Source organism: Streptomyces sp. TOM-9, assembly GCF_056858595.1.
The window spans coordinates 2333105-2353217 of sequence record NZ_JBXEQB010000001.1 but is presented as its reverse complement, the minus strand read 5'-3'; the positions used below and the strand labels follow the sequence as shown (position 1 = coordinate 2353217).

Sequence of the window (20113 nt, the reverse complement as noted above, 5' to 3'; positions counted from 1 at the left end):
GTCCGTACTACTCATCGTGCCGCCCTGCTGCGCGCGCAGGTCCGCAGGGCGGTTGGACAGGGAGAATCGAGAAGGTGGCAGCACCGAAGAGGGGCCGTAAGCCCTCGGGGAGCCAGGGATACCCCGGGCGGGCGCTGGCAGTGATCCTGCTGGCCATCGTGGCGCTTACCGGAGGGATGTTCCTCTCCGGCCACACCACCCCCCGGCTGGGCATCGACCTCGCCGGCGGTACGAGCATCACGCTGACGGCCAAGAGCGACCAGGCCGGCGCGATCAACAAGACCAACATGGACACCGCCAAGGCGATCATCGACCGGCGTGTCAACGGTCTTGGTGTCTCGGAAGCCGAAAGCCAGATCCAGGGCGACCGGAACATCATCGTCAACATCCCCAAGGGCACCAACGCCGCGCAGGCCGAGCAGCAGGTCGGCACCACGGCCCAGCTCTACTTCCGCCCGGTGCTCGCCGAGGTGGCCAACGCCCCGGCGGCGTCGGAATCGCCCGGCGCCAGCCCCTCGGGCTCGCCCTCGGCCCCGGCCTCGCCGTCCGCGAGCGCCTCCACCGGCGCCAAGGTCTCCGGCTCCCCGTCCGCGAGCGCCTCGACGCAGGGCCGCGCCGTCACCGACGCGCTGAAGGCCTCGTCGACGCCGTCCGCCCCCGCTTCGGGCTCGCCCTCGCCGACCCCGACGCCTTCGGCGAGCGCCGCGGCCCCCGGCAGCACGCTGGACACCTCCATCCCGGAGGACCTGCAGGCGAAGCTCGCCGCGCTGGACTGCTCCGACGCGAAGACGCGCGCCAACCTGAACCTCAAGGCCAAGCCGACCGACAAGATCGTCGCGTGCAGCCAGGACGGCGGCGCCAAGTACGCCCTCGGTCCCGCCGCGGTCGACGGCAAGAACGTCAGCAAGGCCGCCGCGCAGTTCGACACCCAGGGCGGCAACGGCTGGGTCGTCACCCTGAACTTCGACGGCACCGGCTCCAAGGCCTTCTCGAAGATCACCTCGCAGCTGTCGCAGCAGCAGCCGCCGAACAACCAGTTCGCGATCGTGCTGGACAACGAGGTCGTCTCCGCCCCCTCGGTGAACCAGACCCTGAGCGGAAGCGCCGAGATCTACGGCAGCTTCACCCAGGAGAGCTCCCAGGACCTGGCGAACGTCCTGTCCTACGGCTCCCTGCCGCTCACCTTCGACAAGTCGGACGTCACCAAGGTCTCGGCCGCGGTCGGCGGCGAGCAGCTGCACGGCGGCCTCATCGCCGGCGGCGTCGGCCTCGCCCTGGTCGTGCTCTACCTGGTCGCCTACTACCGCGGCCTGAGCTTCGTGGCGATCCTGAGCCTCATCGTCTCGGCGATCCTCACCTACGAGATCATGACGCTGCTCGGCCCGGCCATCGGCTTCGCACTGAACCTGCCGGCGGTGTGCGGCGCCATCGTGGCCATCGGCATCACCGCGGACTCGTTCATCGTCTTCTTCGAACGCATCCGTGACGAGCTGCGCGAGGGCCGCTCCCTGCAGCCGGCCGTGGCCCGTGGCTGGCCGCGCGCCCGCCGCACGATCCTCGTCTCGGACTTCGTGTCGTTCCTGTCGGCCGCCGTGCTCTTCGTCGTCTCGGTCGGCAAGGTGCAGGGCTTCGCCTTCACCCTGGGTCTGACGACGCTGCTCGACGTGGCCGTGGTGTTCCTCTTCACCAAGCCGCTGATGACGATCCTGGCCCGCAAGAAGTTCTACGCCAGCGGACACCCCTGGTCCGGGCTCGACCCGCGTGCCCTGGGCGTCAACCCCCCGCTGCGCCGCACTCGCCGCCCCGCGGCCCGTACCGACGTCAAGGAGGCCTGATGTCCCGGCTCGGCAACCTCGGGCACCGCCTGCACCGAGGCGAGATCGCCTACGACTTCGTCGGCAAGCGCAAGCTCTGGTACGGCGTCTCGATCCTGATCACCATCGCGGCGATCGTCGGTCTCGCCGTCAACGGCCTCAAGCTCGGCATCGAGTTCTCCGGCGGCGCGGTCTTCACGACCCCGAAGACCGAGATGTCGGTCAGCCAGGTCCAGGACAAGATCGCCGGCAACACCGGTGGTCACCAGGCCATCGTGCAGAAGCTCGGCACGGGCGCCGTCCGCGTCCAGATCAGCGACATCTCGCTCACCGAGGCGAAGAAGATCCAGGGCGAGATCGCCGAGGACCTGAACGTCAAGTCGGCCGACATCGACCCGCAGATCATCGGTCCGAGCTGGGGCGACGAGATCTCCAAGAAGGCCTTCCAGGGCCTGGTGATCTTCATGGTCCTGGTGACGATCTACCTGGCGATCGCCTTCGAGTGGCGCAAGGCCGTGGCCGCGCTGATCGCCCTGATCCACGACCTCACGATCACCATCGGCGTCTACGCCATCGTGGGCTTCGAGGTCACCCCGGGCACCGTGATCGGTCTGCTGACCGTCCTCGGTTACTCCCTCTACGACACCGTCGTCGTCTTCGACGGTCTGAAGGAGTCCACCAAGGACATCACCAAGCAGAACCGCCACACGTACAGCGAGCTGGCCAACCGCAGCCTCAACCAGACCTTGGTGCGTTCGATCAACACCACGGTCGTGGCGCTGCTCCCGGTGGCGGGCCTGCTCTTCGTCGGCGGCGGTCTGCTCGGCGCGGGCATGCTCAACGACATCGCCCTGTCGCTCTTCGTCGGCCTCACCGCCGGTGCGTACTCCTCGATCTTTATTGCGACCCCGCTGGTCGCGGACCTCAAGGAGCGCGCCCCGGAGATGAAGGCGCTGCGCAAGCGCGTGCTCGCCAAGCGCGCCGCCGACGCCCGCCGCGGCGAGGACGGCGTGGACGAGCCGCAGGACGGGGCCCCCGTGGACGGGGACGGCGGACCGGCGGAGGACGACACCCACGCGGGTGCCGCCGTCGTCGGCGGCCAGCGCAACCAGCCGGCCCGCAACCGCAGCCGCAACCGTCCCTCCGGCAAGCGCCACTGAGGACGCGGCGGACGTTCGACGAGTCGCAGCGACGAAGGACCGAGGAACACCACCGATGACCATCGCGGACGCCACCCCGGAAGGGCTGCGCAGCCTGCTGCTCAGCCGCATCCGGGACGTGCCCGACCACCCGAAGCCGGGCGTGACGTTCAAGGACATCACCCCGCTGCTGGCCGACCCCGCGGCGTTCAACGCGCTGATCGACGCCCTGGCCGGGCTCTGCGCCCGGCACGGCGCCGACAAGGTCGTCGGCCTCGAGGCGCGCGGGTTCATCCTCGCCGCCCCGGCAGCCGCCCGCGCCGGGCTCGGGTTCGTGCCCGTGCGCAAGGCGGGCAAGCTGCCCGGGGCGACGCTGGGCCAGGCGTACGAGCTGGAGTACGGCACCGCCGAGATCGAGGTCCACCAGGACGCCTTCTCGGCCGGTGACCGGGTCCTGGTCATCGACGACGTGCTCGCCACCGGCGGCACGGCGGAGGCGTCCCTGGAGCTGATCCGCCGCACCGGCGCCGACGTCGCCGGTGTCGCGGTCCTCCTGGAACTGGGCTTCCTCGGCGGGCGCGCCCGCCTCGCCCGGTCCCTGGGCGGTGCCCCCCTGGAGGCACTGATCGCGGTCTGAGCACCCTTTTGCGACGTGTGGCGCCAGAGTTCCGGCTCCGGCGCCACACGCATGTCCGGCATGCGGGGACGCGGGGATGTGGGGGTGCCGGGATCCCGGGACGACCGCGGACGCCGAGGGCCTGACCAGCCCGTCGGCGGCTCGACGGCAGGAGGCGGGCTCCCGGCCCGGAAGCGGTGCGGGGCACTCCTCCGGGCGTTGCGGGGGGTCCACGGGGCGGACGGGACGCGGTCCACCCGGTCAGATCGCTACCATGGTGTCTCGGAACCTCCCTCCTCGCCCGTCTCCGGCCGGGAGGGGACCAGAAGGAGTGCCCTTGCAAGAAGAGGCCAGGCAGGCTCAGCCGACGACGACCGCAGACGGGAAGCAAGCGGCTTCCCTCTCCGCGGCTCCTCCCGTCGCGCCCGCCGCACCCGCGGAGAGCAAGGTTGCCGGGCCCGCTCCCGCCGCCCCGGCGACGCCCGCCGCCCGGCCCGTACGCACTCCCGGGAGCGTGGCCCCGAACCGGCCCGCCACCTCCTCCAACCGTGTCCGCGCCCGTCTCGCCCGGCTCGGCGTCCAGCGTTCCAGCCCGTACAACCCGGTCCTGGAGCCCCTGCTGCGCATAGTCCGCAGCAACGACCCCAAGGGTGACACGTCGCAGCTGCGCCAGATCGAGCGCGCGTACCAGGTCGCCGAGCGCTGGCACCGCGGCCAGAAGCGCAAGAGCGGCGACCCGTACATCACGCACCCGCTCGCGGTCACGACGATCCTGGCCGAGCTGGGCATGGACCCGGCGACGCTGATGGCCGGGCTGCTGCACGACACCGTCGAGGACACCGAGTACGGCCTGGACGCGCTGCGCCGCGACTTCGGCGACTCCGTCGCGCTGCTGGTGGACGGCGTCACCAAGCTGGACAAGGTCAAGTTCGGCGAGGCCGCGCAGGCCGAGACGGTGCGCAAGATGGTCGTCGCCATGGCGAAGGACCCGCGTGTGCTGGTCATCAAGCTCGCCGACCGCCTGCACAACATGCGCACCATGCGTTACCTCAAGCGGGAGAAGCAGGAGAAGAAGGCCCGCGAGACGCTGGAGATCTACGCCCCGCTGGCGCACCGGCTGGGCATGAACACCATCAAGTGGGAGCTGGAGGACCTCGCGTTCGCGATCCTCTACCCCAAGATGTACGACGAGATCGTCCGGCTGGTCGCGGAGCGCGCCCCCAAGCGGGACGAGTACCTGGCGGTCGTCACCGACCAGGTGCAGCAGGACCTGCGCGCCGCCCGCATCAAGGCGACCGTCACCGGCCGCCCCAAGCACTACTACAGCGTCTACCAGAAGATGATCGTGCGGGGCCGGGACTTCGCCGAGATCTACGACCTGGTGGGCATCCGCGTCCTCGTCGACACCGTCCGCGACTGCTACGCGGCGCTGGGCACCATCCACGCGCGGTGGAACCCGGTGCCGGGGCGGTTCAAGGACTACATCGCGATGCCCAAGTTCAACATGTACCAGTCGCTCCACACGACGGTCATCGGGCCCAGCGGCAAGCCGGTCGAGATCCAGATCCGCACCTTCGACATGCACCGCCGCGCCGAGTACGGCATCGCGGCGCACTGGAAGTACAAGCAGGAGGCCGTCGCCGGCGCCTCCAAGGTGCGAACCGACAGCCCGAAGTCCGCCAAGAAGGACGACGCCGTCAACGACATGGCGTGGCTGCGGCAGTTGCTCGACTGGCAGAAGGAGACGGAGGACCCGGGCGAGTTCCTGGAGTCGCTGCGCTTCGACCTGTCCCGCAACGAGGTCTTCGTCTTCACCCCCAAGGGTGACGTCATCGCGCTGCCCGCCGGCGCGACCCCCGTCGACTTCGCGTACGCCGTCCACACCGAGGTCGGCCACCGCACGATAGGGGCGCGGGTCAACGGCCGCCTGGTGCCGCTGGAGTCGACCCTCGACAACGGCGACACCGTGGAGGTCTTCACCTCCAAGGCGGCGGGCGCCGGCCCGTCCCGCGACTGGCTCGGCTTCGTCAAGTCCCCGCGCGCCCGCAACAAGATCCGCGCCTGGTTCTCCAAGGAGCGCCGCGAGGAGGCCGTCGAGCAGGGCAAGGAAGCCATCGCGCGTGCGATGCGCAAGCAGAACCTGCCGATCCAGCGGGTGCTCACCGGCGACTCGCTCGTCACGCTCGCCCACGAGATGCGCTACCCCGACATCTCCGCGCTCTACGCGGCGATCGGCGAGGGGCACATCACCGCGCAGTCCGTCGTGCACAAGCTCGTCGAGGCCCTGGGCGGTGAGGAGGGCGCGACCGAGGACATCGCCGAGGTCACGACCCCGTCGCGCAGCCGCACCAAGCGCCGCTCGGCGGCCGACCCGGGTGTCATCGTCAAGGGCGAGAAGGACGTCTGGGTCAAGCTGTCCCGCTGCTGCACCCCGGTGCCGGGCGACCCGATCATCGGCTTCGTCACCCGCGGCAACGGCGTCTCCGTGCACCGGGCCGACTGCGTGAACGTCGAGTCGCTCTCGCAGCAGCCCGAGCGGATCATCGACGTCGAGTGGGCGCCGACCCAGTCCTCGGTCTTCCTGGTCGCCATCCAGGTCGAGGCGCTGGACCGGTCCCGTCTGCTGTCGGATGTCACGCGCGTCCTGTCCGACCAGCACGTCAACATCCTGTCCGCCGCCGTCCAGACCTCCCGCGACCGGGTGGCCACCTCGCGCTTCACCTTCGAGATGGGCGACCCCAAGCACCTCGGGCACGTCCTGAAGGCCGTGCGTGGCGTCGAGGGCGTCTACGACGTGTACCGGGTGACGTCGGCGCGGCAGCGCTGACACGGCCGCGGACGAGCACGCAGAAGGGCCCGTACGCCTCGCGTACGGGCCCTTCGTCGTCCTGCCTGTGCCTCGATGCCTCAGCCGAGCATCAGCCCAGCATCAGCCGAGCCTCAGCCGCCGAACTCGTCCAGGGACTTGAGCGCCTGGTCGAGCAGCGCCTGCCGCCCGTCCAGTTCCCGCTGCAGCTTGTCGGCCTTGGAGGTGTTCCCCGCCGCCCGCGCCGCCTCGATCTGCTCTCGCAGCTTGTCGACGGCCGTCTGGAGCGCCCCGGTCAGGCCCGCGGCACGCGCCCGCGCCTCGGGGTTGGTGCGGCGCCACTCGGCCTCCTCGGCCTCCTGGATGGAGCGCTCCACCGCGTGCATGCGGCCCTCGATGCGCGGCCGGGCGTCGCGCGGCACGTGGCCGATCGCCTCCCAGCGCTCGTTGATGCCGCGGAAGGCGGCACGCGCCGCCTTCAGGTCGGTGACCGGGAGCAGCTTCTCGGCCTCGATGGCCAGCTCCTCCTTCAGCGTGAGGTTCTCGCGCTGCTCGGTGTCGCGCTCGGCGAAGACCTCGGAGCGGGCCGCGAAGAAGACGTCCTGGGCGCCGCGGAAGCGGTTCCACAGGTCCTCCTCCGCCTCGCGCTGGGCGCGGCCGGCGGCCTTCCAGTCGGTCATCAGCTCGCGGTAGCGCGCTGCCGTGGGACCCCAGTCGGTGGAGCCGGACAGCGCCTGCGCCTCCTCCACCAGCTTCTCCTTGCGCCGGCGGGCGTCCTCGCGCTGCGAGTCGAGCGCCGCGAAGTGGGCCTTGCGCCGCTTGGAGAAGACCGAACGGGCGTGGCTGAAGCGGTGCCACAGCTCGTCGTCGGTCTTGCGGTCCAGCCGGGGCAGGCCCTTCCAGGTGTCGACCAGGGCGCGCAGCCGCTCACCGGCGGCGCGCCACTGCTCGCTCTGCGCCAGCTGCTCGGCCTCGGTGACCAGGTCCTCCTTGGCCGTCTTGGCCTCCTCGGAGGCCTTGGCCTTGGCGACCTTGCGCTCCTCGCGGCGTGCGTCGACCTGGTCGGTCAGCGCGTCCAGCCGCTTGGCGAGGGCTTCCAGGTCTCCCACGGCGTGGGCCTCGGTCACCGTGGCGCGCAGGTGATCGATGGCGGTCAACGCGTCCTTGGGGGACAGGTCGGTGGTCTTCACCCGGCGTTCGAGGAGGCCGATCTCGACGACGAGGCCCTCGTATTTCCGCTCGAAGTAGGCGAGCGCCTCCTCAGGGGAGCCTGCCTGCCACGAGCCGACTTCACGCTCGCCATCGGCCGTACGCACGTACACGGTCCCCGTCTCGTCGACGCGGCCCCACGGGTCGCTGCTCACAGCGCCTCCTCCACGTGATGCCCGGCCGCCGTACGGCTCGCGGGCATCGTCCACAGTTCCATTCGGCCGGGCCGTGCCCTGACCGGTCCGACGGTCCGCTCACATCCATGGTGCAGCCGTCGGAGCAGGCACCCTACACAACGCCAACATAGGCGACGGGTGCCCCGGCTGTCCGCATCCCGCACCCGCGAAATTCACCTGCGGGTGCGGGACGCGGCGGTCAGGACTTCGCGACCGTCGCCTTGTTGATCACCACGGTGGCGTTCGGGGCGCCGTCACCGGCACCGGTCGACTCGCCCGCGGCCGCGATCTTGTCCAGCACCTTCATGCCGGCCGCGCTGATCGTCCCGAACGGGGTGTAGTTCGGCGGCAGCGGGCTGTCCTTGTAGACCAGGAAGAACTGGCTGCCGCCGGTGTGCGCCTGGCCGGTGTTGGCCATGGCGACCGTGCCCGCCGGGTACGTGCCCCCGGCGATCTCCTTCGCCTTCAGGTTCTCGTCCGGGATGGTGTAGCCGGGGCCGCCGCTGCCCTGGGCCGTCGGATCGCCGCACTGCAGCACGTAGATGCCGCTGGTGGTGAGCCGGTGGCACTTCGTGTGGTCGAAGTAGCCCTTGCCGGCCAGGAACGCGAAGGAGTTGACCGTGTGCGGGGCGTTCTTCGCGTCGAGGTCCAGCGCGATGTCGCCGCAGGTCGTCTGCAGCGCGAAGGTGTACTTCGCCGCGGTGTCGACGGTGACCGCGGGCTCCTTCTTCCACTGCTCCGTGCCGGGGCTGCCCGCGGCGGGCTTGGCGCACGGGTCGGGCGCCTTGCTCGTCTCCGCGGGGGTGGGGGAGGCGCCCGCGGCGGCGGCGTCGTCCTTCTTGGGGTCCGAACCGAAGGCGCCGGCCGCCCAGGCCGTGGCGCCCGCCGCCAGGACCACGGCGAGCACGGCGGCGACCACCGCGTTGCGCCGTACGGTCTTCCGGTGGGCCTGCACACGGCGGTCGTGCTGCCGCTCGAACTTCTCCCGGGCGAGCTGGCGCCGCCGCTGATCCTTGGTGACCACTGAGCCGTCTCCCGATGCCTTCTGCTCGCGTCCGAATGTGACAAACGTTCGCCGCCGATCTTCGCGCCCGGCGCGCCCCCCAGTCCAGCGACGTTACTGGTTCGCGATGGCCGCGTCGGCGCCGGTAGGCTCGTGGGACCGCCGTCGTGCGGTACGACCTGCCGAGAACGACTGCCGACAGAAGGACGAACGTGCTCATTGCCGGGTTCCCCGCCGGGGCCTGGGGCACCAACTGCTACGTGGTCGCCCCCGCCGCCGGTGAGGAGTGCGTGATCATCGACCCGGGCCACGAAGCGGCCCAGGGCGTCGAGGACACGCTCGCCAAACACCGTCTCAAGCCCGTCGCCGTCATCCTCACCCACGGCCATCTCGACCACACGGCATCGGTCGTCCCGGTCTGCGGGGCCCATGGCGTCCCGGCCTGGATCCACCCCCGGGACCGCTACATGCTGAACGACCCGGAGAAGGCCCTCGGCCGCTCGATCGGCGCGCAGCTGCTCGGCGAACTGACCATCGGCGAGCCCGACGACCTGAAGGAGCTCACCGACGGGAGCACGCTGGAGCTCGCCGGTCTCGAGCTGTCCGTGGCGCACGCGCCCGGCCATACCGAGGGGTCGGTGACCTTCAGGCTCCCCGAGACCGCCGAGATCCCCTCGGTGTTCTTCTCGGGCGACCTGCTGTTCGCCGGCTCCGTCGGCCGCACCGATCTGCCCGGCGGTTCCATGGACGAGCTGTTCGTGTCGCTGGCCCGTGTGTGCCTGCCGCTCGACGACTCGACCGTGGTGCTGTCCGGCCACGGACCCCAGACGACCATCGGCCGTGAGCGCGCCACCAACCCGTACCTGGCGGAGGTGGCCCGCGGCCTCGGAGGGGACGACCACCCCGCCCGTCCGCGACGAGGAATGTGACGAGAGACCTCCTGTGAGCACCTTCCAGGCCCCCAAGGGCACCTATGACCTCCTGCCGCCCGATTCCGCCGTGTTCCTGGCGGTCCGCGAGGCGCTGTCCGCGCCGCTGCGGCGGGCCGGCTACGGCTACGTCGAGACCCCCGGCTTCGAGCAGGTCGAGCTCTTCTCCCGCGGCGTCGGCGAGTCCACCGACATCGTGACCAAGGAGATGTACACCCTCACCACCAAGGGCGGCACGAACCTCGCCCTGCGCCCCGAGGGCACCGCCTCCGTGCTGCGCGCCGCGCTGGAGGCCAACCTGCACAAGGCCGGCAACCTGCCGGTCAAGCTCTGGTACTCCGGCTCGTACTACCGCTACGAGCGGCCGCAGGCCGGGCGTTACCGCCACTTCTCCCAGGTGGGCGCCGAGGCGATCGGCGCCGAGGACCCGGCGCTGGACGCCGAGTTGATCATCCTGGCCGTGGATGCCTACCGCTCCCTGGGGCTGCGTGACTTCCGCCTGCTGCTCAACTCGCTGGGCGACCGCGAGTGCCGTCCGGTCTACCGGGCCGCCCTCCAGGACTTCCTGCGCGGCCTCGACCTCGACGAGGACACCCGCCGGCGGATCGAGATCAACCCGCTGCGCGTCCTGGACGACAAGCGCGACAGCGTGCAGAAGCAGCTCGTCGGGGCGCCGATGATGCGCGACCACCTGTGCGAGGCCTGCAAGGCCTACCACGAGCAGGTGCGCGAGCTGCTGACGGCCGCGGGCGTGGCCTACGAGGACGACCCGAAGCTGGTGCGCGGTCTGGACTACTACACCCGCACCACCTTCGAGTTCGTGCACGACGGCCTCGGCTCGCAGTCCGCGGTCGGCGGCGGCGGCCGCTACGACGGCCTGTCCGAGATGATCGGCGGCCCCGCGCTGCCCTCGGTGGGCTGGGCGCTGGGCGTGGACCGTACGGTGCTGGCCCTGGAGGCCGAGGGCATCGAGCTCGAACTGCCCGCTGCCACGCAGGTGTTCGCGGTGCCGATGGGCGAGGAAGCGCGCCGGGTGCTGTTCGCGGTGGTCACCGAGCTGCGCCGGGCGGGCGTCGCCACGGACTTCGCCTTCGGCGGCAAGGGGCTGAAGAACGCGATGAAGTCCGCCAACCGTTCGGGAGCGCGCCTGGCGATCGTCGCCGGCGAGCGCGACCTCGCCGAGGGCGTCGTGCAGGTGAAGGACCTGGAGAGCGGCGAGCAGAGCGCGGTGCCGCTCGACGGCGTCGTCGCCGCCGTGCGCGAGCGGCTCGCCTGACCGTCCGGCGGTCACGCGGCCGGCCGGTGTCCCCACCGGCCGGCCGCGCCGTGCGCGCGCACCGGCCATCGGCCACCGGCCTCCCGGCCGCGGGTCACTCCGGCCGTCCCCGCTCGATCCACCGGGCGATCCGCTCCGGCCGCATCGGCCGCCCGAAGTACCAGCCCTGGCCCCAGTCGCAGCCCAGTGAGCGCAGCCGCCGGGCGTGCTGGGAACTCTCCACGCCCTCGGCCGTGACCGTGAGGCCGAGCGCGTGCGCCAGCGACACCAGCCCGCCGACGATCCGCCAGCCGACCGGGTCGTCCGTCCCGGCGCGGTGGGGGTCGGTGACGAACGCGCCGGCGATCTTCAGCCCGGACACCGGAAGGTCCCTCAGGTAGGCGAGGTTCGACCAGCCGGTGCCGAAGTCGTCGACGGCCAGCGAGACCCCGGCGTCGGCGATCGCCTGCAAGGCGCGCAGCGACTCGTCCTCGGGCCCGATCACCGCGCTCTCGGTGATCTCCAGCTCCAGGCGCCCGGGTTCGAGCCCGGTGCTCTCCAGGATCGACGTGACGTCGTGCACCAGGCCGGGGTTGCGGATCTGACGGACCGCCAGGTTGACGTTGATCTGCGGGGCCGCCTCCCCGTAGCGCCGCACCCAGGCGGCCGCCTGCCCGACCGCGCGCTCGAGGATCCACCGGCCCAGGGGCATGATCAGCCCGGTCTCCTCAGCCGTCCCCACGAACTCGTCCGGCCCCAGCACCCCGAACTGCGGGTGACGCCACCGCACCAGCGCCTCCACCGCCGCCAGGGAACCGTCGGCGAGCGAGCACAGCGGCTGGTAGTCGATGAAGAACTCCCCGCGGTCCAGCGCCACCGGCAGCCGTACGGAGATGGCGTACCGGCTCACGGCGCGCGCGTTGTGCTGGGGGTCGAAGAGCGTCCAGCGGCCCCGTCCGGCCTCCTTGGAGCGGTACAGCGTCAGATCCGCCGCCCGCACCGCCGCCCCCGGGGTCGTGGCGGCGATCCGCTGCGCCAGCACCCCGACGCTCGCGCCGATCGTCAGCTGCTGGTCGCCCACGAGGAAGGGCCGCGCGAGCGTGGTCAGGACGAGCTTGGCGACCGCCACCGCCTCCTGGTCGCCGCGGCACTCCTCCAGCAGCACCACGAACTCGTCCCCGCCCAGCCGTGCCACCAGGTGCCCCAGCGGGGCGAGCGCGGCGTCCAGCCGCTCGGCCACGGCCGTCAGCAACTGGTCCCCGGTCCCGTGACCGAGGCTGTCGTTGACGACCTTGAACCCGTCGAGGTCCACGTAGCACAGGCCGAAGCGGGCGCCGGGCTGCGGCTGCTCGAAGAGGCCCTCCAGCCGCTCGAAGAACGCCGTGCGGTTGGGCAGCCCGGTCAGCGGGTCGTGGGTGGCCTGGTGACGCAGCCGCTCCTGCAGCCGGTACCGGTCGGTGATGTCCTCGACCATCGCCACCTGGTAGCGGGGCTCGCCGTGTTCGTCGCGGATCAGCGAGACGGTCAGGTGGGTCCACACCACCTCGCCGTCGCGCCGGTAGTACGGCTTGTCGCACTGGAACCGCTCGCGGCGGCCGTTGACCAGGTCGTCGTACGCCTCCCACACCCCCGGGGCGTCCTCGGGGTGCACCAGCTCGGTGACCCTGCGGCCCCGCAGGTCCTCCGGGCGGGCCCCGAGCAGATCCCGGAGCGCCTGGTTGAACTGCACGATCGTGCCGTCCACGTCCGCGATGCCGATGCCGATGGCGGCGTGCTCGAACAAGGCGCGGAAACGGGCCTCAGAGGCGCGCCGGGCCCGCTCGGCGTCCTCACGGGCCCGGAAGGCGGCGCGCTGGATCGCCTCCTGCTCGCGCAGCGTCCGCTCGCGCAGCGCCGCCGCCCAGCCGGAGGCGAAGGCGCCGGCCACCGCCGGTACCCGGTCCGGAGCGGCCGGCTGGATCTGCAGCAGCGCCACGGCGGCCGCCAGGATCTCCGGGTCGGTGAAGTGGGCCTCCACCAGCAGCGTGCCGGCCTGTTCCGCCGGCGCGGTGTCGCACGTGGGGTCGCCCAGCGCCCGCCCGAGCAGCTCCGCGGTCGTGTCCGCCACCCGGTGCAGGGTCAGCGGGGGCAGGGCGAGCCCCGGGCCGGAACGCAGCAGGCGCGACCAGGCGTCCGCGAAGTCCGGGGCGGGTCCCGCGAGGGGGGACGGCGACTGGCTCACGGCCGCCGCCCCACACCGGCCAGGCCCGACATCCACTCGGGATGCGGCCCCACCGACTCGGGGTCGTCCGGGCGCCACTCGGGCAGCCACACCAGGCCCGGTGGCAGGAGGTCCCAGCCGTCGAAGAACGCCGTCACGTCCTTCCTGGTCCGCATGACCAGCGGCGTCGTGGTGCGCCGGGCGTACAGCTCCGCCAGCGAGTCCGCCTGCTCGGGGCGGCTGTCCCGGGAGGCGTGGGTGAGCACCAGATGGCTGCCGGGCGGTACGGCGTCGCGCAGCGCGCCCACGATCTTGGCGGGGTCCTCGGCGTCGGTGACGAAGTGGAGCATCGCAACGAGCAGCACCGCCACCGGTTCCCCGGGTGCCAGCAGGGCGGTGACCTCGGGCCGGGAGAGCAGGTCTCCGGTGTCGGTCATGTCGGCCATCACCATGGCGCTCAGCGGGTCGTCCTGGAGCAGCAGGCGGCTGTGGGCCACCGCGATCGGGTCCAGATCGACGTACACCACGCGTGCTTCCGGGTGGACGGCCCGCGCGACCTCGTGCACGGCGCCGAAGGTCGGGATCCCGGAGCCGATGTCCAGGAAGCGGGTGATGCCCAGGCCGGCGAGGTGCTGGACCGCGCGGCGCAGGAAGGCGCGGTTGGCACGCATGATCACCGGCAGGTCGGGCCACAGCGCCATGGCCTGCCGCGCCATGTCGCGGTCGGCTTCGAAGTTGTGGGATCCGCCCAGGTAGTAGTCGTAGACCCGGGCGGCGTTCGGCGTCTCGACGTCCGTCCCTGCGGGCACCCACTCGGGTCGACGCATGGGGGCACCTCTCCCCGTCGAAGTGGATCCTCGGATCTCCGGGTCCTCTGAGAATCCTATATGTCTCATTTCTGCGCATTTTCGGAGGGTGTGGGTCATCGCACCTGCGCGGCGGCTGTTAACACGGCGCGACGGCTGCCACACGAAGCGCAGCAGAATTCCGCCCTCACGCCCGGCCGTTGTCGCTCGCGCGGGTGACACGGCACCATGGGACCCGGCACTTCCGGCAGGTTCGACGCGTTGGGCAGTGCGGCACATCCCCGACCCACGGAAACGGCGACATGGTGACTACGGTGGTTGACACGGCTCGCACCGACAGCGGGAGCGAGGAGTCCACGGACGGGCTCGTCGGCGCGGGCAGGGCCTTCACCTGGCTGCTCGTGGTCTGCGGTGCGCTCGGCCTGCTCGCCTCGTGGGTCATCACGATCGACAAGTTCAAGCTGCTGGAGGACCCGAACTTCGTCCCCGGCTGCAGCCTGAACCCGATCATCTCCTGCGGCAACATCATGAAGAGCGAGCAGGCGCACGCCTTCGGCTTCCCCAACCCGATGATCGGCATGGTCGCCTACCCGGTCGTCATCGCCCTCGCCGTGGGAATGCTCGCCGGCGCCCGCTACCGTCGCTGGTTCTGGCTCGGACTGCAGGCCGGGACGCTCTTCGGCGTCGGCTTCGTCACATGGCTGCAGTACCAGTCGCTGTACAACATCGGCTCGCTGTGCCTGTGGTGCTCGCTGGCGTGGGTCGTCACCATCGCGCTGTTCTGGTACACCCTCGTCCACAACCTCAAGCACGAGATCATCCCGGCGCCCGCCCGCGTCCGGGACCTGGTGCTGGAGTTCCACTGGGTCGTCCCCGTCCTCTGGTACGGCGCGATCGCGGTGGCGATCCTGACCCGCTGGTGGACGTACTGGAGCACCCTGATCTGACGGCGGGGCCGCGGTGTCGGTGCCGTGACATAGGCTTCCTTGCCGTGGAGCCCGACCTGTTCACCGCCGCCGCAGAGGAACGCCAGTCGAGGGAGCCCGGAGGCAGCCCCCTGGCCGTACGGATGCGCCCGCGCACCCTCGACGAGGTCGTGGGGCAGGGCCATCTGCTCAGGCCCGGGTCGCCGCTGCGGCGCCTGGTCGGCGAGGGCGGCGGCGGACCGGCGGGACCGTCGTCGGTGATCCTCTGGGGTCCGCCGGGCATCGGCAAGACGACCCTCGCCTACGTCGTCAGCCACGCCACCAACAAGCGCTTCGTCGAGCTGTCGGCGATCACCGCGGGCGTCAAGGAGGTCCGCGCGGTCATCGAGAGCGCCAAGCGCGAGTCCGGCGGCTACGGGCGGGACACCGTGCTCTTCCTGGACGAGATCCACCGGTTCAGCAAGGCCCAGCAGGACTCCCTGCTCCCCGCCGTCGAGAACCGCTGGGTCACCCTGATCGCCGCCACCACCGAGAACCCGTACTTCTCGATCATCTCCCCGCTGCTGTCCCGGTCCCTGCTGCTCACCCTGGAGCCGCTGACCGACGACGACCTGCGGGGCCTGCTGCGCCGGGCGCTCGCCGACGAGCGCGGGCTGAAGGGCGCGGTCGCCCTGCCCGAGGACACCGAGGAGCACCTGCTGCGGATCGCCGGCGGGGACGCCCGCCGCGCGCTGACCGCCCTGGAGGCCGGCGCGGGCGCCGCCCTGGCGAAGGGCGAGCCGGAGATCTCCCTGAGCACCCTCGAGGAGACCGTCGACCGCGCCGCCGTGAAGTACGACCGCGACGGCGACCAGCACTACGACGTGGCCAGCGCCCTGATCAAGTCCATCCGCGGCTCGGACGTGGACGCCGCCCTGCACTACCTGGCCCGCATGATCGAGGCGGGGGAGGACCCGCGGTTCATCGCCCGCCGGCTGATGATCTCCGCGAGCGAGGACATCGGCCTGGCCGACCCGACCGCGCTGCCCACGGCGGTCGCCGCGGCCCAGGCGGTGGCGATGATCGGCTTCCCGGAGGCCGCGCTGACCCTCAGCCACGCCACGATCGCGCTCGCCCTGGCCCCCAAGTCCAACGCGGCGACGACGGCCATCGGGGCCGCGCTCGCCGACGTACGCGCGGGCAAGGCGGGCCCGGTCCCCGCGCACCTGCGCGACAGCCACTACAAGGGTGCCGCGAAACTCGGGCACGGCCAGGGCTACCAGTACCCGCACGATCTGCCCGGTGCCATCGCCGCCCAGCAGTACGCGCCGGACGAGATCCACGGCCGGCGCTACTACGAGCCGACGCGCTACGGCGCGGAAGCCCGCTACGCCGACGTCCTGGAACGGGTCAGGGAGCGGCTGGCGGGAGAGTAGCGCCACGCCCGGTGGGGCCGGGTCAGTGCTCCTCCTGTGCGGCCGCGGCCTCCTGCGCGGCGTCGAAGAGCGCGTGCATGGCCCGGTGCAGGTCGGCGTGGCCCCGTACGGGCTCCAGGAACTCGAAGCGGGCGTCGAAGGTGCCGTCCTCGCCGGTGAAGCGCACCCGCAGCCCGAAGCGGTCCAGGGCGAGCGGCACCGCGGCCGCCAGGTGCTGCAGCAGCTCCGCCTCGTGCTCGACCAGCGGGTCGGGGCGGGCCGCGGCGAACTCGTCCGGCTCCACCTGCTCCGCGCCCCACAGGTCGTCCAGCGAGGCCTCGCCGACCTCCAGCCGCAGCCGCACCTTCCCGGCCGGGGCCGGCAGGTCGCGCGCGACGGTGAGCCAGTCCGCGATCCAGGCGCGGCCGCGGATGCGTCCGGGCACCGCGACCGGGGCGACGTCAGTGATGTCGAGCACAGCCGTGAGGTCGTCGTCCTCGGCGTGCGTGGCGGCCCGTACGGCGGGCGATTCCGCGGGGAACAGCAGGAACAGGTCGCCGTCGGTGCCCACGATCCGCTCGTCCGGGACCATGAGCTCGGGGAGGTCGGGCACCAGGCCGGGAATCACCAGGATGGCGGAGGCGGTACTCTGTACGAGAGTTCGTGTGCGCTCGGCTGCTGACGGCAGTCGGGCGATTTCATGCCCGCTGGGACGCGGCTGACCATGAGCTGATCGGACCCCCGTCAAGTCGGCGCCCGCCGTGGCGTCGGCGGCGCCCTGCGTGGCGTCCATTCCGTCCGTGATGCGCGTGGTGTTCCCAGGGCGAGACATACGATCTCCTTCGCTAAGGTAAGCCTTACCTAACTTACATGGAGGTCTGGGAAACGTGAACCAGTCGCGTCCCAAGGTCAAGAAGTCGCGTGCCCTCGGCATCGCCCTGACGCCGAAGGCCGTCAAGTACTTCGAGGCCCGTCCCTACCCGCCGGGCGAGCACGGCCGTGGCCGCAAGCAGAACAGTGACTACAAGGTCCGACTGCTGGAGAAGCAGCGGCTGCGCGCGCAGTACGACATCTCCGAGCGCCAGATGGCCCGTGCCTACGACCGCGCCCGCAAGGTCAGCGGCAAGACCGGCGAGGCCCTGATCGTCGAGCTCGAGCGCCGCCTGGACGCCCTCGTCCTGCGCGCCGGCCTGGCCCGCACGATCTACCAGGCCCGCCAGATGGTCGTCCACGGCCACATCGAGGTCAACGGCCACAAGGTCGACAAGCCGTCGTTCCGCGTCACCCCCGACGACGTCGTGATGGTCCGCGAGCGCTCCCGCGCCAAGACCCCGTTCCAGGTCGCCCGTGAGGGCGGCTGGGCCGGCGAGGGCGAGACCCCGAAGTACCTGCAGGTCAACCTGCAGGCGCTGGCCTTCCGCCTGGACCGTCTGCCGAACCGTCGTGAGGTCCCCGTGATCTGCGACGAGCAGCTCGTCGTCGAGTACTACGCTCGCTGACGCCTGCCCCACCCGGCACGCACGTCAGCCCCGGCGCCCCGCCCTTCCGGCGGGGCGCCGGGGCTTTCGCGTGCCCGGGGTGACCCCGCCCGCCCCGGTCGGTCCCGGTCAGTCCTGGGCGGACCGGCCGAGCGGCGCGCCCGCGGGCAGCGAATCGGCGGGTGGCACGGGACCGCGGGGCGGACGCGGGCCGGTGCGTGTCGGGGGCAGCCCGGTCAGGGCCCGGGCGACGGCCGCGTCGAGGTCGAGGACGCCCCCCTCGGCGTACGCCCCCTCGTAGCCGACCCGGCCCAGCTCGGCGCGGGCCAGTTCCTCGCAGCGCTGGTGGGGGATGCCGAAGTGGCGCGAGCCGAACACCGGCAGCCCGACGAGCCGCCAGATGCCGCCCGCCGCACCCTGCAGCACCGCCGCCTCCCGGGCGTCCCCCGGGACCCGCAGCAGCGCGAGCAGCTCGATGCCGAGCACGATGCCCACCAGGTCGCGGAAGGCGTGGTTGATCCGCACGCACTCGGCCGCCAGCTCGGCGGCGAGCACGGGGTCGTCCTGCCAGCAGGCGATGACCGCCCGCGTGTAGAGCGCGTACGCCAGCGCCCAGCGCTCCCCGTGGTCCTCGCAGACCTCGCGGATGTGCTCGCAGAGCTCGATCCCGCCCTCCAGGTCCCCCTCGAAGGCCACCGCCATCGCCAGCTCGACCTCGGCCATGATGACGTTGCTGTTGAGCTCGCCCAGCGTCCGGTAGTGCCCCAGCGCCTCCTCGAACAGCGCCCTGGCGCGCGGCAGGTCGTCGCTGAGCAGCGCCCCGCACCCCATGCGGTGGACCGCGTACGCCACCGCCGTCGCGTCGCCGGTGGCCAGTGCCTGCTCCCGGCACTCGTACAGCATGCCCAGCGCCGCGGTGCCGTCGCCCTGGAGGATCGAGACGTAACCGCACACCCACAGCGCCTTGGCGCGCTGACCCGTGGGCTCGTGGTCGGCCGCCAGCGCGCGCTCCAGCCAGTACCTGCCCTCGGCGAGCCGGCCGCAGCCGACCCAGAAGAACCACAGGCTCGCCGCCAGGTACTGCCCGGTCCGCAGCTCCTCGGGGACCTCCAGGGAGAACTCCAGCGCGGCCCGCAGGTTGGCCAGCTCCCGCTCGGTGCCGGCCGAGATCTCCGCCTGCCGCGCGCCGAACCACTCCATCTCGCCCCAGGTGGCGAACCCCAGGTACCAGTCGCGGTGCCGGGTCCGCAGCCGCCGTTCCTCGCCCAGCTCGCGCAGCCAGCCCAGCCCGTACTCGCGCACGGTGTCCAGCAGCAGGTAGCGCACCACGCCCGCGTCCTCGCGGCGCAGCACCACGGACTTGTCCACCAGGTCCGCCAGCAGGTCCACCATCGCGTCGGCGGTCACCTCGCCGCCCGCGCACACGTACTCGGCCGCGTCGAGGTCGAAGTCCCCTGCGAACACCGACAGCCGTGCCCACAGCAGCCGTTCGCGCGGGGTGCACAGCTCGTGGCTCCACCCGATCGTGGTGCGCAGCGCGCGGTGCCGTTCGGGACCGCCCGTGCCGCCGCGCCGGGTGAGCAGCCGGAAGCGGTCGTCCAGCCGCCCGGTGATCTGCCGCACCGACAGCGCCCGCACGCGGCCCGCCGCCAGTTCCAGCGCCAGCGGGATGCCGTCCAGGTGGCGGCAGAGCTCCTCCACCTCGGCCCGGTTGCCCGCGTCCACGGTGAAGCCCGGCAGCACCGCGGCCGCCCGGTCGGCGAACAGCTCCACCGCCTCGTCGGCGTCGCCCAGCGGCTCCAGCGCCACGATGTGCTCGCCGGCCACCCCCAGCGGCTGCCGGCTGGTGGCCAGCAACCGCAGCCCCGGTGCCCGCCGCAGCATCGCCTCGGCCAGCTCCGCCGCCGCCTCCACCTGCGGTTCGCAGCAGTCCAGGACGAGCAGCAGCTCGCGGCGGGCCAGGAAAGCACCGAGCGCGGCCCGGGGACCGCGCGTGGTGTGGTCGGTGAGGCCGAGCGCGTCCGCCACGGCGTGGTCCACCAGCCCCGGATCCCGTACGGCCCCCAGCTCGGCCAGCCAGACCCCGTCGGCGAACCCGGCGCGCAGCCCGGCCGCCGCGCGCAGCGCGAGCCGGGTCTTGCCGACCCCGCCCACGCCGGTCACCGTCACCATCCGGGCCCGCTCCAGCAGACGGGCCACGTCGTCGAGCTCGCGCCGCCGGCCGACGAAGTGGTTCAGCTCGCACGGCAGGTTGCCGGGCGTCGTCTCATGGCGCATGGGTCACGGAGGGTATCGTCAAATAAGCGGAACGTACAGTCCGGGCCCCCTCGCCCGGGCCGGTGGCGGGCGGCGCCGGCCCGCA

15 protein-coding genes are annotated in these 20113 nt (G+C 72.0%); 9 read left to right on the top strand and 6 right to left on the bottom strand.

Annotated elements, in window-relative coordinates; genetic code table 11:
• Window positions 1-74: 74 nt before the first annotated feature.
• From secD to AC1VWI_RS11015, 4 genes are all read left to right on the top strand, one after another.
• Window positions 75-1835: a protein translocase subunit SecD gene (secD, locus tag AC1VWI_RS11030; protein WP_499510798.1), complete on the top strand. Its 1761-nt coding sequence runs from the start codon at window positions 75-77 to the stop codon at window positions 1833-1835.
• Window positions 1835-2974 (top strand): protein translocase subunit SecF, encoded by a 1140-nt coding sequence (gene secF, locus AC1VWI_RS11025; protein ID WP_499510797.1) that lies wholly within the window; start codon window positions 1835-1837, stop codon window positions 2972-2974. Before secD ends, secF begins: the two co-directional genes overlap by 1 nt.
• Before the next feature lie 55 nt (window positions 2975-3029).
• Window positions 3030-3590: an adenine phosphoribosyltransferase gene (locus AC1VWI_RS11020; RefSeq protein ID WP_499510796.1), complete on the top strand. Its 561-nt coding sequence runs from the start codon at window positions 3030-3032 to the stop codon at window positions 3588-3590.
• A gap of 316 nt (window positions 3591-3906) precedes the next feature.
• Window positions 3907-6396, top strand: coding sequence for a RelA/SpoT family protein (locus AC1VWI_RS11015; RefSeq protein WP_499510795.1), 2490 nt, complete (start codon window positions 3907-3909; stop codon window positions 6394-6396).
• Window positions 6397-6509: 113 nt separating this feature from the next.
• On the opposite strand, the gene AC1VWI_RS11010 is transcribed toward AC1VWI_RS11015, so the two are convergent.
• Both AC1VWI_RS11010 and AC1VWI_RS11005 read right to left on the bottom strand, forming a co-directional pair.
• The gene (locus tag AC1VWI_RS11010; RefSeq protein WP_499510794.1) at window positions 6510-7739 is read right to left on the bottom strand and encodes a DUF349 domain-containing protein; all 1230 of its coding nucleotides are present in this window, start codon (window positions 7737-7739) and stop codon (window positions 6510-6512) included.
• A gap of 220 nt (window positions 7740-7959) precedes the next feature.
• Window positions 7960-8784: a peptidylprolyl isomerase gene (locus AC1VWI_RS11005; RefSeq protein ID WP_499510793.1), complete on the bottom strand. Its 825-nt coding sequence runs from the start codon at window positions 8782-8784 to the stop codon at window positions 7960-7962.
• 191 nt (window positions 8785-8975) lie between these two features.
• On the opposite strand from AC1VWI_RS11005, the gene AC1VWI_RS11000 reads away from it, so the two are divergent.
• Both AC1VWI_RS11000 and hisS read left to right on the top strand, forming a co-directional pair.
• The gene (locus AC1VWI_RS11000) at window positions 8976-9692 is read left to right on the top strand and encodes an MBL fold metallo-hydrolase (RefSeq protein WP_499510792.1); all 717 of its coding nucleotides are present in this window, start codon (window positions 8976-8978) and stop codon (window positions 9690-9692) included.
• A 13-nt stretch (window positions 9693-9705) separates the two neighbouring features.
• A complete protein-coding gene (gene hisS / locus AC1VWI_RS10995) occupies window positions 9706-10968 on the top strand; it encodes a histidine--tRNA ligase (protein WP_499510791.1) in 1263 nt (420 codons plus the stop codon).
• Window positions 10969-11062: 94 nt separating this feature from the next.
• Here hisS and AC1VWI_RS10990 read toward each other — a convergent pair whose 3' ends face one another.
• Together AC1VWI_RS10990 and AC1VWI_RS10985 are read right to left on the bottom strand one after the other, a co-directional pair.
• Entirely contained in the window at window positions 11063-13168 is a 2106-nt protein-coding gene (locus AC1VWI_RS10990) for a putative bifunctional diguanylate cyclase/phosphodiesterase (protein WP_499510790.1), read from the bottom strand.
• Complete coding sequence (locus AC1VWI_RS10985) at window positions 13165-13974, bottom strand: SAM-dependent methyltransferase (protein ID WP_499510789.1); 810 nt, start codon at window positions 13972-13974, stop codon at window positions 13165-13167. The genes AC1VWI_RS10990 and AC1VWI_RS10985 overlap by 4 nt, the downstream gene beginning before the upstream one ends.
• A gap of 281 nt (window positions 13975-14255) precedes the next feature.
• On the opposite strand from AC1VWI_RS10985, the gene AC1VWI_RS10980 reads away from it, so the two are divergent.
• A complete protein-coding gene (locus tag AC1VWI_RS10980; protein WP_499510788.1) occupies window positions 14256-14900 on the top strand; it encodes a vitamin K epoxide reductase family protein in 645 nt (214 codons plus the stop codon).
• A gap of 44 nt (window positions 14901-14944) precedes the next feature.
• Window positions 14945-16294, top strand: a complete 1350-nt coding sequence (locus tag AC1VWI_RS10975) for a replication-associated recombination protein A (RefSeq protein ID WP_499510787.1) — start codon at window positions 14945-14947, stop codon at window positions 16292-16294.
• Window positions 16295-16316: 22 nt separating this feature from the next.
• Here AC1VWI_RS10975 and AC1VWI_RS10970 read toward each other — a convergent pair whose 3' ends face one another.
• A complete protein-coding gene (locus AC1VWI_RS10970; RefSeq protein WP_499516769.1) occupies window positions 16317-16961 on the bottom strand; it encodes a DUF2470 domain-containing protein in 645 nt (214 codons plus the stop codon).
• A 199-nt stretch (window positions 16962-17160) separates the two neighbouring features.
• Here AC1VWI_RS10970 and rpsD point away from each other — a divergent pair, with 199 nt between their 5' ends.
• Window positions 17161-17772 carry a 30S ribosomal protein S4 gene (gene rpsD, locus AC1VWI_RS10965; RefSeq protein WP_018564200.1) on the top strand — a complete coding sequence of 204 codons (612 nt, stop codon included), beginning with the start codon at window positions 17161-17163 and terminating at the stop codon, window positions 17770-17772.
• A gap of 108 nt (window positions 17773-17880) precedes the next feature.
• Here rpsD and AC1VWI_RS10960 read toward each other — a convergent pair whose 3' ends face one another.
• Window positions 17881-20028, bottom strand: coding sequence for an ATP-binding protein (locus tag AC1VWI_RS10960; protein ID WP_499510786.1), 2148 nt, complete (start codon window positions 20026-20028; stop codon window positions 17881-17883).
• Window positions 20029-20113: the final 85 nt, after the last annotated feature.

Bases quoted from the DNA above. Each gene is read 5' to 3' on its own strand.
- AC1VWI_RS10960 (WP_499510786.1), bottom strand. From the start codon at position 20,028: ATGCGCCATGAGACGACGCCCGGCAACCTGCCGTGCGAGCTGAACCAC.
- AC1VWI_RS11020 (WP_499510796.1), top strand. From the start codon at position 3,030: ATGACCATCGCGGACGCCACCCCGGAAGGGCTGCGCAGCCTGCTGCTC.
- AC1VWI_RS10985 (WP_499510789.1), bottom strand. From the start codon at position 13,974: ATGCGTCGACCCGAGTGGGTGCCCGCAGGGACGGACGTCGAGACGCCG.
- AC1VWI_RS10980 (WP_499510788.1), top strand. From the start codon at position 14,256: ATGGTGACTACGGTGGTTGACACGGCTCGCACCGACAGCGGGAGCGAG.
- secF (WP_499510797.1), top strand. From the start codon at position 1,835: ATGTCCCGGCTCGGCAACCTCGGGCACCGCCTGCACCGAGGCGAGATC.